This window comes from Methylophaga sp. UBA2012 (assembly GCF_002335235.1).
GTDB classification, from domain to species: Bacteria; Pseudomonadota; Gammaproteobacteria; order Nitrosococcales; family Methylophagaceae; genus Methylophaga; species Methylophaga thalassica.
The window spans coordinates 1-13,637 of record NZ_DDCG01000020.1 but is presented as its reverse complement, the minus strand read 5'-3'; the positions used below and the strand labels follow the sequence as shown (position 1 = coordinate 13,637).

14 protein-coding genes are annotated in these 13,637 nt (G+C 44.2%); 8 read left to right on the top strand and 6 right to left on the bottom strand.

The features are described 5' to 3' along the window. From B2248_RS14435 to B2248_RS14420, 4 genes are all read left to right on the top strand, one after another. A partial coding sequence (locus B2248_RS14435; RefSeq protein ID WP_286723313.1) for a hypothetical protein occupies positions 1 to 1,016 on the top strand: 1,016 nt, incomplete at its 5' end. Between the two features lie 96 nt (positions 1,017 to 1,112). Beyond that, on the top strand, positions 1,113 to 2,441 hold the full coding sequence (locus B2248_RS14430; RefSeq protein WP_273179586.1) for an FAD-dependent oxidoreductase: 1,329 nt from the start codon (positions 1,113 to 1,115) through the stop codon (positions 2,439 to 2,441). Between the two features lie 82 nt (positions 2,442 to 2,523). Beyond that, positions 2,524 to 3,381 carry a chemotaxis protein CheW gene (locus tag B2248_RS14425; RefSeq protein WP_273179589.1) on the top strand — a complete coding sequence of 286 codons (858 nt, stop codon included), beginning with the start codon at positions 2,524 to 2,526 and terminating at the stop codon, positions 3,379 to 3,381. Positions 3,382 to 3,625: 244 nt separating this feature from the next. Then, positions 3,626 to 4,564 carry a helix-turn-helix domain-containing protein gene (locus B2248_RS14420; protein WP_273179592.1) on the top strand — a complete coding sequence of 313 codons (939 nt, stop codon included), beginning with the start codon at positions 3,626 to 3,628 and terminating at the stop codon, positions 4,562 to 4,564. Here B2248_RS14420 and B2248_RS14415 read toward each other — a convergent pair. From B2248_RS14415 to B2248_RS14400, 4 genes are all read right to left on the bottom strand, one after another. After that, on the bottom strand, positions 4,526 to 5,260 hold the full coding sequence (locus B2248_RS14415) for a cytochrome c oxidase assembly protein (RefSeq protein ID WP_273179594.1): 735 nt from the start codon (positions 5,258 to 5,260) through the stop codon (positions 4,526 to 4,528). The two genes, B2248_RS14420 and B2248_RS14415, sit on opposite strands and share 39 nt — an antisense overlap. Before the next feature lie 4 nt (positions 5,261 to 5,264). Beyond that, positions 5,265 to 7,277, bottom strand: coding sequence for a primary-amine oxidase (locus tag B2248_RS14410; protein WP_273179596.1), 2,013 nt, complete (start codon positions 7,275 to 7,277; stop codon positions 5,265 to 5,267). A 109-nt stretch (positions 7,278 to 7,386) separates the two neighbouring features. After that, positions 7,387 to 7,896, bottom strand: a complete 510-nt coding sequence (locus B2248_RS14405) for a hypothetical protein (RefSeq protein WP_273179598.1) — start codon at positions 7,894 to 7,896, stop codon at positions 7,387 to 7,389. A 23-nt stretch (positions 7,897 to 7,919) separates the two neighbouring features. Further along, positions 7,920 to 8,432 carry a DUF6515 family protein gene (locus tag B2248_RS14400; RefSeq protein ID WP_273179601.1) on the bottom strand — a complete coding sequence of 171 codons (513 nt, stop codon included), beginning with the start codon at positions 8,430 to 8,432 and terminating at the stop codon, positions 7,920 to 7,922. 325 nt (positions 8,433 to 8,757) lie between these two features. Between B2248_RS14400 and B2248_RS14395 the strand changes: the two genes are divergently transcribed. After that, positions 8,758 to 9,636, top strand: coding sequence for a sugar phosphate isomerase/epimerase family protein (locus B2248_RS14395; RefSeq protein ID WP_273179604.1), 879 nt, complete (start codon positions 8,758 to 8,760; stop codon positions 9,634 to 9,636). Next, the gene (locus tag B2248_RS14390; protein ID WP_273179606.1) at positions 9,629 to 10,642 is read left to right on the top strand and encodes a fatty acid desaturase family protein; all 1,014 of its coding nucleotides are present in this window, start codon (positions 9,629 to 9,631) and stop codon (positions 10,640 to 10,642) included. Before B2248_RS14395 ends, B2248_RS14390 begins: the two co-directional genes overlap by 8 nt. Before the next feature lie 21 nt (positions 10,643 to 10,663). Here B2248_RS14390 and B2248_RS14385 read toward each other — a convergent pair whose 3' ends face one another. Together B2248_RS14385 and B2248_RS14380 are read right to left on the bottom strand one after the other, a co-directional pair. Beyond that, positions 10,664 to 11,275 carry a TetR family transcriptional regulator gene (locus B2248_RS14385; RefSeq protein WP_273179608.1) on the bottom strand — a complete coding sequence of 204 codons (612 nt, stop codon included), beginning with the start codon at positions 11,273 to 11,275 and terminating at the stop codon, positions 10,664 to 10,666. Positions 11,276 to 11,444: 169 nt separating this feature from the next. Next, positions 11,445 to 12,419: an integron integrase gene (locus B2248_RS14380; RefSeq protein ID WP_273179610.1), complete on the bottom strand. Its 975-nt coding sequence runs from the start codon at positions 12,417 to 12,419 to the stop codon at positions 11,445 to 11,447. Positions 12,420 to 12,649: 230 nt separating this feature from the next. Between B2248_RS14380 and B2248_RS14375 the strand changes: the two genes are divergently transcribed. Together B2248_RS14375 and B2248_RS14370 are read left to right on the top strand one after the other, a co-directional pair. Further along, entirely contained in the window at positions 12,650 to 12,946 is a 297-nt protein-coding gene (locus B2248_RS14375; RefSeq protein WP_273179612.1) for a hypothetical protein, read from the top strand. Between the two features lie 85 nt (positions 12,947 to 13,031). Beyond that, a complete protein-coding gene (locus B2248_RS14370; protein WP_273179615.1) occupies positions 13,032 to 13,631 on the top strand; it encodes a hypothetical protein in 600 nt (199 codons plus the stop codon). Positions 13,632 to 13,637: the final 6 nt, after the last annotated feature.

Below are 13,637 nucleotides of genomic sequence, written 5' to 3'. Positions count from 1 at the left end.
CAGAGCCAGAGCCAGAGCCAGCCTTCCAGACAGAAGCAGAGCGTTTACGCCTCCTGATGACAGCTGAAGACGCGGACGATGAAGTTGACTCTGAAGCTGAAGTGCCGGAGCAAAGGGCTTCGAGTGAAGATACGCCTTCTGCACCCTCGGAAGAAATTGCAGAAATGCGATCAGAGCTGGATGAATTGCGTGAAAAAGTACGCGCTAGAACGGCACAACTTCGTGCTGAGGCGAAAGCACGTAGCCAACAAACAGCGGCTGAATCAACACCTGAACCTGAACAAGAGGCGGTGACTGAAACTCCAGGTTCTGATGATGAGCCTGAAGAAATAACAACAGAATCGCCAGTCTCTGAAGCGGTGAACCTCGCAGATGAAGAGGTAGAGCCGGAATTAGTCGATATTGAGACAGACGATGACGTTGATCTGGACTTATCTGTTGCTGAGTTTGAGGTTGAATCAGACCTACCTGACATCGATGCAGATGAAGAATTTGATCTGGAGGAGGTTGCTCAGACAGTAGAAGATGAACTGACTGATATAGAACCAGAACAAGATGAAAAAGCATCAACCTCAGAGGCTGCATCCAGTCTGACCTATGACGTCAATATTATTGATGAACGTAAGCTCGAAGATGAATCGATTCAGTTTTCAGCAATGTATCCAGCACCAGCTGAAGATGATGATTCACCAATGGTTGATGCTGCAGAACAGGCTACTTCTGATGTGGAGCAGTATTTTAATGAGGATAAGGTTGATGAACCGGTCAATCTGGTTGATCCCAAATCTGCAGTATCCGATATGTGGCAGGACCTGACAGAAGAACCATTGCCCTCTGATGATGAGCTGGATCAGATGTTTAAAGAAATCAAGGATCTTGAAAAGTCATCGGATGTTGAAGAGGATGATGATCGTGATGAGTTGGATGCTGAATCTGAGCAGCAGGATCGTTTGCAATCAATCTTGTCATCTATTCCCTCTTTTTCGCAGATGAATAAGAAAAAAGACGATAAGTAGGGGCTCGCATCAATAGCAGCGTTTCATCGCTATTTTTTGACTGCGATGAAACGCTGATTCTGCTAAAATCTGCGCCAGTTTTTTGTGGGATAAAAAATGACAGACCAAGTCCATGATGTAGCCATTATCGGTGGTGGCGTATGCGGTACAGCGCTGATGTATTTGCTTACTGAATACACCGACATTCAAGATATCGCTCTGATTGAAAAATATGATCATGTTGCCAAGGTGAACTCTAACGGGCGAAACAACAGTCAAACACTTCATTGTGGTGATATTGAAACCAATTACACCCTGGAGAAGGCCGCTAAAGTTAAAGCTTCTGCACAGATGATTGTTAATTACGCTGACGATCTGCCAGAGCGGGACGAAATCATTTTTAAATACCCCAAAATGGTATTAGGTGTGGGTGAAAAAGAGTGTGCGATGTTACGTGAGCGTTTCGAGCGCTTTCGTACTGTTTTCACTTCCATGCAGCTGTTGGAAAAAGAGCAAATTGCAGAAATTGAACCTAATGTGGTGATGGTTGACGGCAAAATGCGTGAAGAGCCTTGCGTAGCATTAGCCGTTCTTGATGAATACTCGGCAGTTGATTACCAGCGTTTGGCTGAAAGTTTTGTGGATCAGGCACAAAAACGCACAGACAAAAACTTGCGTTTATATATGAACAGTCACGTTCAGGACATCATTGAAAAAGATGGCCTGTTTTCGATTGTGACAGAGGATGCGGTTATCAAAGCAAAAACAGTGGTGGTGTCTGCGGGCGGCCATAGTTTATTACTTGCCCAACAAATGGGCTACGGACTGGAGTTTTCCTGTTTACCTGTTGCCGGTAGTTTCTATTTCACGCCACCATTATTAAACGGTAAGGTTTACACCGTACAAAACGATAAATTGCCTTTTGCTGCCGTTCACGGTGATCCGGATGTGTTGATTGAAGGCAAAACCCGCTTTGGACCAACAGCGTTATTACTACCGATGCTGGAACGCTACAACAGCAAAACGTTTTTTGAGTTCTTACGGGTATTAAAGCTGGATTCACGGGTGATGAAAGTGTTCTGGGATCTGTTTAAGGTCAAAGACATCCGTAATTACATTCTGAAAAACTTTTTATTTGAAGTTCCGTTATTGCGTCGCTGGTTATTTATGAAAGATGCACGCAAAATCGTACCTTCTCTGCAATTAAAAGATGTGACTTTTGCTAAAGGTTTCGGCGGTGTGCGTCCGCAGTTGATTGATAAGAAATCATCACAACTGATGCTCGGTGAAGCGAAAATCAATCCCGGCACCGGTATTGTGTTTAATATGACACCCTCACCAGGTGCGACCAGTTGTTTGGAAAATGCCGAGCTGGATTTGCGGTTTGTGTGTGGGCGACTGGGGGCACAGATTGATGAAGCCCGATTAAGAGCTGACCTGCACTGATAAAAATAAATTTGTTTCAGTATCAGTTTAAACAGCCGATATAGCTCTATATAAACAGACAGCTTTTGGATGGAGACAGCACATGGCACTGCATTCTGCTCAAACGACTAACGCTACTAAAACATCAGAGAAAAGGCAGGTTTTCACCTTCTTTATTGAAGATATGATGTTTGGTCTCAACGTCGACTATGTGTTGATGCTGGGACAGGATGTTGATGCAATCCAGAAAGTCCCTGTGGAAGAACGCGGTCTGAAAGGGGTGATTAAATATCAGGGTATTGTCGTGCCCGTTCTGGACTTCGCTCACCGAGTTGGTGTCACCTCAGGTATCGATAGTAAATTAGCAGTGATTGATGAGCTAAGACATTATGAGCAAGAGCATATCGACTGGATGAATGCGCTTGAAGCTGTCATTACTGGTGGTGGTGAGTTTAAATATCCCACCGAATTAAAAAACTGCAAATTCAGTCAATGGCGAAAACAATTTCACGCCAGAGATGAAACCTTAATGGATCTGCTGGCATTATTTGATGTCAATCAGCAGGCACTTTATGAAACGGCAGAGCGATTGCTGACACTACGCGACAGTGGCAATACGGATGAAGCCATCGAGTTGTTGCATCGTGAACGCGGCGCCACTATCCAGCGAATGAAGACACTATTTAGTCGCGTTATTGAACATTTACAAGCGGCTATGAGACAAGTGTTGTTATTCGTAACCGATGATGGCAAAACGCCCAGATTTGCCCTGTTAATCGATGAAATCAACGATGTCGTGACATATGATGCCAGTGAGTTTCAGGCGAGTAATGCTGGTGCTTTGGCTCAGTTAAGTCAGATTGGCAAAGTGCTTGATGGAATATATACACGCGACAATTCACCAGATTGCCTGTATTTCAACATTGATAAATTGATCGATGAGCCGATTACTGTCGCTTAATGTTTTTATCATTTTCAATTCATTGATGCCCGATATTTAAACATTGCTCTGAAAATGCCCCAAATCAGGGCAGTGAAATAGCTTGATTGCTGTTATCTTACAGCTTTTTCTATTTTTATTTATATATCAAAGTTATTGTATTTATTGGATAAAATCTTGTTTTAAACGCTTCCTTCTTGCTTAGTCAGACAGCGGTTCATTTTTTGCTTACATCCTATTATTAGTCATAATTGGTGTATGCATTATGTTCAGTCAATCAGCCGTTTTTGATGATGTGTATCAACATGCTCATTCGTTACAGGACTGGCCTCAGGAATACGATCAGTTAAGCTCCGGTAAATTTGAAGGCTTTCTTGAAGATATTCAGATGGATGCTGTCCGGGTGTTCCGAGAGCGCATGAAACAGAGCGTTGTTCAGGATACTCATACGCCAATGGGCAAGATTAGTATGATGATTCCTCATCATGTTGAACCGAGTGATGCTTCTGAGCAAGCACGGCAGATTATGGCCTCAGGTATTACCTTATTACCCTATGAAAGTGACTTTTCTTTCGTTGGGCCTGAAGAACTCGATTACAGCATTATTTCGATTGACCATGAGCGCTTAGCTGAACTGTTGAGTCATGAAACTTATACACGCTTGATAGGTTTCAAAAAAAGTTACGGTATAAAAACTGCTCCTGGATTTTTGGTGAATTTACGACAACAACTGTCTGAATTAATTGAGAGCCTAAAGACTGTGACACAGACTGCTGATAACGCAGAGCTGATATCAAAAGCGACGGAAGATAAACTGATCCAGCTGGCCCTCACTATTTATGAAGCTGATGACACAGGGAGAAATCAGCTAAAACGGCTCGGAAACCAGCACAATTATATTGTGCAACGTTGTCACGATTATGTCGCTTCAAGCGAAGGTAGTTGCGCGAGTATTGTAGATATTTGCAAAGCATTGAACATCCCACACCGCACCTTAAATTACAGCTTTCACAAGGCCACCGGCACTTCACCTATGCAGTATCTGCGAGCTGTTAAGTTGAATGCAGCCAGACGGGAACTGACAAAAAGCTATCTCCCGGTCACGGATATCGCCGCCAATTATGGCTTTTTCCACATGGGGTATTTTTCTCAGGAATATCGTCGTTTATTTGGAGAGACGCCGAGCATGACGCGAAAACGTTAAGCTGATCGCGTTTGATTGCCAGTAGAGAAAACCAGACACAACGAATATCAGACCACCAATGAATTGATCCTGGATCGGTGACATTTGAAGCCAGCTTGGTAATGTACTCATCATCATATGATGGTGGTGGTGATCAGAATGTGTCGCGCTGTACATCGTTGGGAAAATAAACATCAACAATCCCCATAACAATAATGGCATCACGACTGTTATGTTGTTTAACTTCTGCCAATAACGTGTCTGGTGATGCTGACTTAACATCGATAAGCATAATGCTAGACCACTTAAAGCCATCAACCACTTCATGCCACTGTAGACCAGTGCACTTTGCATTAATAAGGGGTGAAATGAAGGCAACATCCACACCCAGGTCAGTAAGGCAAACAGACTCATCAGCAGTGTAGTGGGCCAGTGAGATAAGGTTTTATCTCTTGTCATATCAGCTGTTTGAAGATGATGTAATGAACCAATCCATAACAATGGAGCAAAATGATGTACCAGCACGCTTTGCAGACTATGCAAACTGATAGAGTAGCGTGCCAGCTCATCAAACCACGGCAGCATACCGAGCAAAAACACCAGATTACCCGTGAAGAATAATCTGGGCTTTGCCAGTAGCTTTCGCTTAACAGCCCATTGTTGCAGCGTGATAATGACTATCACGCTGCATAAGAGATCAATCAAACTTAACCACATCAGTCTAGCTTGAGCAGCAGCTTGAGCCAGATTTCACGGTACCAGTTACCGTATCAACGCTGTGATTATTGCCCTCAGCAGGCACATCCATCGCCGCATTACCCATAAAGAAGTTATTCGGTTTAAGGGTGAAGCCAACATACTCCACTGGCATGATAGGGAAGTCCTCAGGTTTACAGACATGGGTGTGACCAAAGGTATGCCAGACCACGATATCGGTGTTTTCTATCGGACGATCTTTCTGTATGTAATACGGTAAACCTTCACCTTTATTCTGGTTAGGATAAAAGCCAGACGCATTCATCTCAGCCGGATCATACGGCGTGACCCATAAATGCTTTTTAGCAAAACCAGCACGTTGAGCGACATAACTTTTATCATGAGCCAGCATCACCGGATTATGCTCAGCAACGAGTTTATATCCGGTCGGATTACCCACGGCATTAATGCTGTTGGGGTTGATGATTTTCCAGAACCGTCCGGTCTGACCATTGGCTTCGCGAGCGGCTTCCAGTTCGGTTTTAAAGACAGTGGTTTCGGTGTTAAACACATTACCCCAGGGATTTTCTTGTTCATCCATTTCCCGTGGTGTGAAGTTGGTTTCGACCACGGAGTTGTTTTCGCCATCTAGCATCATATGCAGACGAGCACTGAAGAAATGTTGATGGGTTGGGCCATAGATTTCAGGCGTGACCATGCCACCGAATTTGGGTTTTTCACCGGGAACCAGTGCACCTGTCTGAATAATGCCGGTCAGCTTGGTTTCCTGTTGAATGGTGCCATCCTGATATAAATACCAGTAAAACCCGTAATCATAGTTACCCACGGTACAGAAGAAACTGATCACCAGACGACGTGAACGACGCATTTCGTAGGTTTCACTGCGGAACTCGTAATGTTTCCATAAGGTGCCGTAATCTTCCTCGTGCATACAGACCGCGTTTTTCATCAAGAATGGCACGCCATTATCATCGACGGTTGGAATATCAAAATAGCGAATCGCGCCCAGACAGTCGCAGCCCAGCTCAAGCTGATTGGCTAAGCGACCAAGACCATACTCACCACCATCAAATGCACATTTCCAGTAATGATTAAGGCTTGTATCAGAGTAGGGCACTGCCATATCGTTGATACTGGCGCGATAAATAATAGGCCGTAAACGATCACCATCCTGATAACTTAACTGGTTTAACACCAGGCCTTCGCGAGGGTTATAACCCAAACGGAACTGCCATTTCTGCCAGTTCACTTTCCAGCCATCAACGGTGAAACTGACGCCTTCAGGCTGTGTTATTTGTAGAGGTTTGAGATCGTCACGCGGTTTAGCGAGAGACGGTGTGTCGTAATTGTGTTTGGTTTTGGGGACGGGGATATTCTGACCATCGTCTAACAACTCGATGACCTTGCCTTCATTTAAATCGATAATCGCCACCAGACCATCAATAGGGCGGGCATAACCATTATCGACAATATCATCACGTACGAATGCCACGCCACGCATTAAACGTCGGCCACGGTATTTCTCATCATCGCCAAAGTAACCAAATGACCAAGGGTCAATTTGAATGGTTTCAATATCTTTATCAGTTAATCCACGACGCTTAACAGCTTCAATAAAGCCCGGATCGGCCTGGACGATATCCACACAGGTGAAGAACTCTTCCATCATAATCGCCGGTTGTCCGGTGACTTCAGGGTCAATCTGTTCCCAGCGTGTAATGGTGTTGGTATTCAGATCAATCATGGCTTCATGAATAGCACCAGATGCTTTATCCAGTACCACAGCAAAAGCACGACGTGAAAACGTTTGGCCTTCCTCGAAGGCTAATACTTCGGCTTTTGAAGGTTCTTCAAGTTGCACATAAGGAAAACGACACTCAGCGCCCAAGCCTTTTTCTCTTCTAAGTAAATCAGAGGCGGTGGCAATCTCTTCTATCGTTAATGGATCAAGTGGATGGCTTGGCGTAACACCGGGTGTAGTTTCGGGTTTATAAGATGTTTCTAATGCGTGATTCATGGTGACCTCGTAGTAGTGATTTTCTGCTATCAATACTAGTGAGATCTGAACACGCCAATATCACAAACTGGCAAAATCGACATCCATGTCGATATTTGGAAAATTGAACTTAGTTAGGTGTCTCTATTCTGGGTTTATTGAAGCCTTTGCCTTGCATGCATGACTCAAAGGCCGCCAGGTTATCTCCTGTAGTTTCATGACATTCTTTAATGGCCGAATTCAGCTTAGGATCAACCTCTTTAGGCGGTTCAGATGGCGTCGGTAAATTCTGCTCAGAACCCTCAAGTTTATTAAATCCTTTTTTCTGCATGCACATATCAAACACATCGACACTGCCTTGAGCGGATTGGCGACAGGCTTGTTTGGCTGCTTCAATTTTTGGATCAGCCTGTCTAGGCGGTGGAGGAGGAGGGCTATTATGTTGACCTTCAGGTTTCGGAAATCCCTTTTCTTCCATGCAGCGATCAAAGTCATCAATGTTATTTTTGCCAATATCACGGCATGACTTCATTGCATTTTCGAGAGCAGCTGGATCCATTCGGTCTTCAGCAGCATAGCTCACTCCCATCGTGCAAAGAAAAAGTGCAATAAATAAACCTGATTTAAGCTGATTATGCATATTAAATCCTTATCAATCATGAACTAGCGAAGTGGATTTGTTACGACAACATAATTTCCAATACTGTTTCCAGAAACAGGTAAGTACCAGTTCTCACCAACCACGTAATAAGCCTGTCCTTGATACTCAACTTTTTTGGCTGATTTCGGTAACTGGCTAACAATCGTTCCCGGCTCCAAAGCACTTGATGAAGTAGTTGAAGCTGCTTTTTCAACCACGGTGTAGGTGCCGGCGGGTGGGGTAGACACATAGACGTATCTATCTCCTTCTTTACGGTAGTAATACATGCCATCTACGACGGCATAAGTCACACCTGCCAGTAAGGCCAGTGCTACGCCTTGTGGCAGAGAATAACCAAAATAATAGGGAGGGATTCGTCCAGGACGTTCGTGGTGGTAACCATCATGCACGATGAAATGTGGTCCACGATCTGGGCCTGGTCCCGGTCCCGGTCCGCCAAGCGGCATGGCATAACTCGATAGTGATACGAATAAAAGTGGGCAAAGCGCAGTAGCTAAAATGAAACGCTTCGTCATATAGGTGTCCTTAATAAAATAAACAGATTTTTGTTCGATGCTAATTATATTGAGCGCCTCTGTTAATGCGGGTTTAGTTAGGTAAAGTTTTATTAGTGACTGAAGGGCAGTGCTGTGAAGATAATGCCCCAAAAGTTAACACCGGCAGCACAATCTAAGTGCAAAAGAGACGCTGTTTTCTACTCTTATCAACTATAACAATCAAGCTATTAGCCTCTCAGGTCAATCATGGTAAGGCTTTGAAACATATTGTTATTTATACATACATATTGGCATGTTGTTTGCTCGATTAGTTTTATGTTAACTAATTAAGAGCCAGTCACAGATGACGATGAAGCTAAAGAATTTCAAAACAGTTTGGGGTCATAACGGCACTATAGAAGAAGCGATTATCATGGCGAAAGAGGCCGGATTTTCAGGGCTGGAAGCCCCTGCCAAACATGATAATCCAAGCCATTTTCCTGCTCTGGAAGCCGCTCTGGCAAAACACAATATTGAATGGATTCAGGAAGTCTGCACAGCAGGGTCGTATGTACCAAGACGGCGTGCCAGTGTCGAAGAGCATTTATCGGATCTGGAATCACAAATCATTTTAGGTAAATCACTTAAACCCAAATTTGTAAACGTGATGGGCGGCTGTGATGCCTGGCCAATCCAGACCAGTATCGACTTCTTTAAAGCTGCCATGGACATTGCAGACAAACATGGCGTGTTATGTTCTTTTGAAACACATCGAGGCCGGAGTTTTTACTGTCCATGGAATACTATGGCGATTTTAGAACACCTGCCTGATATCAAAATTACTTGCGATTTCAGCCACTGGGTAGTGGTCAGTGAACGTTTAATGGATAGCGAATGGGATGCCATCGAACTCGCTGCCCAACATGCTCATCATATTCACAGCCGGGTAGGTTATGACCAGGGGCCACAAGTGCCACATCCGGCAGCCCCCGAATATCAAGCAGCTTTAGAAAGTCATCAGCGTTGTTGGGAAGCGATCTGGTCTGCACAGCGAGATCGTGGTTATTTAGAAACCACCATGACTCCCGAGTTTGGTCCGGATGGTTATTTGCATCATCTGCCATTTACCAATGCCCCCATTGCAGACCTCTGGGAAATTAATAGTTGGATAGGTCATACCGAACAGCAGCATTTCGAGCAATGGCAACAAGCCACCAAGTTAGTTGAGGTGTCTCATGGCTAACGCATTTCAACTTCGTGATTCTGCCGGTGCGAAATACAGTATCGGCGTATTGGCCTATATCACGGTGACTTATTTTGGTGGCTGGGCAGCGATGTTTGCCAATAATTGGATAATCAATATTCTGGGTATGTTGGCCTGTGCCCACGGCATGATTATCGCCGCTTATCTGTTACATGACTGCGGGCATAACGCCTTATTTAAAGACAACAAGGACAATGCCAAACTGGGCAAAGTACTCAACTGGATTACAGGCAGTTGTTACGGCCGTTTTGAAGATATTCGTTACAAACACATGCGTCATCATGTTGATAACTGTGATCCAGTAGTATGGGATTACCGGAGTTATCTAAAACAGCACCCAACGATGGAAAAGGTCGTTAAAGCGGCTGAGTGGGCTTATATTCCAGCCATTGAAATTATGATGCACACCATGCTGGTGTTTGCGCCATGGGCGATTGAATCAAAGCGTGATCAACGTGCTCGGGTTTTGACGGTGGTAGTAATTAGAGGCGCGATATTGCTGGCGGTGTTATTGATTAGCGTCAAAGCCTTTGTCTTATATTGCGTCGCTCAGCTCGTGTTGTTCACAGTGTTACGCTTTATGGACTGTTATCAGCATAACTACGAAGTCATTTTTAACCTGGATGATCCGGATGCCGTGTTCCCTCATCGCCGTGATTTTGAGTACGAGCAGGCTAATACCTATAGCAATTTATTGTCACACCAATATCCCTGGCTGAATATGCTGGTACTGAACTTTTGTTATCACAATGCCCATCATCAAAAGCCGATTCTTAATTGGTATGAGCTGCCAGCCCTACACAAAGAAATGGGTGAAAAAGTCGCTCCACAAACGCTGACTTTCTGGGAGCAAGCCCGTTCTTATCATAAACATCGTGTCGCACGTATTTATGCTGAAGAATACGGCGATGATGAAGTCACCACCTCATTAAAAGAGGGCAGAGCAGTCGGTGTGGATGCTCTTAGTTTTCTGACAGCGTTTTGATAAAACCAAAGCCCTTGGTCGCTACTGAGGGCTTTGTAATAAACGCACGAACTCGGCCACATAAAATTCGATATTCGCCTCAAGCTGATTGAGCTTGGGATTCACCATCCAGCTTTGCGTTACACCCATCAGGTAGCTATACATCGAAATAGCCACCACCTGGCTATCCGTGCTGGCCTGACTGTTTGTTTGCTGACGATAGCGATCAACAAAGCCTGAAAAAGTGGTGATAAGTGACAGCGTTAACGCCCGCTCACGTTCCAGTGAAGGCGAAACCGATTCCGTGTATTCGGTTTTATTCAACAAAATCTCAAATGACTGACGGTAATAGGTATCTTCAAATAATAAACTCAGCCACTGGCGGGCAAAGTTACTCGCCGCTTCGATGGGCTCCTGACTATCATCACACTGAGCAATGAGCTTTTCTAAAGGTGCCTGAGAATAGGCCAGAATCTCTTCAAACAGCTCTTCCTTGTTAGCAAAGTGCCAATAAATCGGCCCACGCGAACAACCCGCCTCATCAGCAATCAACCGTAACGTCGTGCCACTGTAACCACGCTGACCAAATAACTTTAACGCCGCATCAATCACTTTCTGCCGGGTTTTCGCTGCGTCTTCTTTGCTTCGTTTCATAAGTATTTTTCTTGGAGAAAATCAGATAGTAGCTTGAGGGTGTGAATGCTTCAAATTTAGAGTTATCATTTCTTGTCAGAGCCGTTAGCACACATTTCTTTTTACTGTTTATAGCTGTTGAGTATTCAAAAACAATAGAAGTATAAACATACAGGTGTAATTTAATGACTTATAAATTACGTATTCGATCTAGAGGGCTTATGACACCTTGAGCACCTTGTTTAAGAACATGTGTATATATCTCGGTTGTTTTAACATCCGCATGTCCTAACTGTTGTTGCACTGTTCTAATATCTGCACCTGATTGTAGTAAATGAGTCGCGAAAGAATGTCGTAGAGTGTGGCTGGTAACTTGTTTCATAACTCCTGCTTCTTGAGCTGCATGTTTAATGATTTTATTAAGTGCTGTCTCATGAAAATGGTGTCTTCTTATTACACCAGACTCAGGATCGACGGATAGCTTTGATGCTGGAAAAAGGTATTGCCACCCTAAATCAAAACGGCTATTTGGATATTTCCGAGCTAATGCTTCTGGCATCCAAACACCATCATACTGAGAGTTTGATAGATCATTTTTTAAGAGTCTATCGACACGCTCAATTTCAGCTTTTAGTGGTACATGTAACTCTTTCGCTAAAGTGACAATGCGATTTTTGGCGCCTTTACCATCCCATACATGCAATTGGCTCAGATCAAACTGGACATCCTTCACTCGTAAACGTAAAAGCTCCATCCGTCTTAAACCCGAGCCATACAACAGTGAAACCATCAGCTTTTTCACACCTGATAGCTGTGCAATTAAACAACTGATTTCATCAAAATTTAACACGACGGGTAATTTTTTCTTACGGCTTGATTTCTTAAAGGTTCCTACATAACCCACTTCTTGTTCTAGGAACTTTGTTTTCATAAAGACAATGGCATTTAATGCTATCGCTTGAGTTGAAGCTGAAACATGCCTGTTTACGGCTAAATGCGTTAGGAATTGTTCTATATGCCGATCACCTAACTCTCTAGGATGTTGCTTACCATGGAAAACTATGAAATATTTAATCCAATATAAGTAGGTTTTAACTGTTCGACGACTATATCGCCTCGTCAGCATGAAGGATTCGATTGAACTCAAAAATGGAGATTTTGCCATGCTAATTGCCTCTTCCGTGAAACAAATTCATTCCAAAGATAACAAAGTCTTGGCTCTAATTTTCCAACCTAGTTCAACTTTTTGGCTCTATTTCTCAAAAAAATTAATCGACATTTCATTAAAAAACAGATGGTTGAGAATTTTAAATCCGAATTATGAAGCGGCTTCTTTAATATTTATTATGAAGCCACTGGCTTCATAAAACACACTGTTATATGTAGGCGCATATCGTGTACGAAGAACCGTGGTCAGACATTAGAGAATATCCCGAGCAGCACAAAGCCGCATTAGAAGCGGAGCTAAAATCTGAAATCGGTGGAGATCATATGTTAGCCAACCGAGCTTTAAGTATTTTGGCTAAACGCGAGGATCAAGATGATGTTCTAGTCTTGGGCGAGGGAGGTTTCTATATCGTTCACCTCACTTGGTCAGGGCGCACCGAACCAGCACCTTACCCAGTGACAGAAAGGTTTGCTTCCAAGGAACATCTTGAGATGAAGCTGGCTCAGGATGCCCAATGGTACTGAGCCCAGCATATAACCAGGGGCTGAAGCCGACCGGTACTAGGCTGCGCTCCGCACCGGCGGCTTAGCCCAGGCGTTAGAGATCACGATGGCAAATAACGACTATCGCCCGTCAAGCACCGTCCTTTGCTTTGAGAATTTCAAAGAAGCATCGCTGTATTTTGATCGCGTGCTTCCTTTGAATATGGGAAGGATGCGCGGCGATTCGACGCTTGGAGATATTCTGGTTGGCTACCCAGAAGAAGTACCATCTGCCGCTCTTTCCCATCTTATCGATGGGGTCGAAGGGAACACAGTTACCTATAGCCACGCCACTCGTGTAATGGAATTCACCACTAACAGGTGGGTTGAATTCGCTAAAGAGGTAGAGCCGTATGCGAGGCTATGGTCATTGTGCCCCGAGCGTCCCGGCGATGATGACATTCGGAACCAATACCAAAAGCTCCAAGAAGCCTATTTCGCAGACGCGCCAGTTTCTGGGATTACTACGATTCGCGAGGCGTTCCGCCGCTACGCGAAGAGCATCGGGTTCGATCACTTCTGTGTTGCTGTTCCTTCGTCAAATGGGACAGGCGGAAGCCAATTCGACCCGAGTATAACCTTGTCGAAGCTGAACCTCATTGATGCTAGCCAAGCCGAATGGCGTCAGATCATTGAACTTCGAAATGACACTGTAGTGGTCAACTAATTCCGG